Below are 500 nucleotides of genomic sequence, written 5' to 3'. Positions count from 1 at the left end.
GGTGACAGAATCGCTCTGATGAAGGATGGCCAAATCATGCAAATTGGTACGGGTGAAGAAATCTTGACCCAACCAGCCAATGATTTTGTTCGAGAGTTTGTTGAAGATGTCGATCGCTCTAAAGTATTAACGGCTCAAAATATTATGATTAAGCCAATTACTGCAAATGTTGACAGTGACGGCCCTAATGTAGCTCTGAAGCGGATGGATATAGAAGAAGTGTCCATGTTGGTTGCTACCAATCGGAAACGGCAGCTTTTAGGGGTTATTTCTGCTGATGCAGCTTATGATGCTCGTAAGGCAGGCAAGAAACTGGCTGATGTTGTTGATCCTAATATTCGGACTGTGCCTCAGGATATGGTGTTGACGGATATTCTGCCTTTGATTTATGACTCAGCAGCTCCGATTGCTGTTTTGAATGAAAATAAGCGTCCTGTTGGTGTTATTATCAAGGGTCGTGTGATTGAAGCCCTTACCAAACAGGGTATTGAAGTAGAAGG

1 protein-coding gene and 1 pseudogene are annotated in these 500 nt (G+C 43.2%); both read left to right on the top strand.

Annotated elements, in window-relative coordinates; all coding sequences use genetic code 11:
* Positions 1 to 99: pseudogene (locus tag FH871_RS34745) on the top strand (ABC transporter ATP-binding protein); the annotation flags it as partial.
* Between the two features lie 45 nt (positions 100 to 144).
* On the top strand, positions 145 to 500 hold a 356-nt coding region (locus FH871_RS34740; protein ID WP_369008814.1), incomplete at its 3' end, for a CBS domain-containing protein.

Origin of the sequence: Larkinella sp. C7 (assembly GCF_006149005.1) — a bacterium.
GTDB lineage: Bacteria > Bacteroidota > Bacteroidia > Cytophagales > Spirosomataceae > Larkinella.
This window is presented reverse-complemented; position numbering and strand designations above follow the sequence as displayed.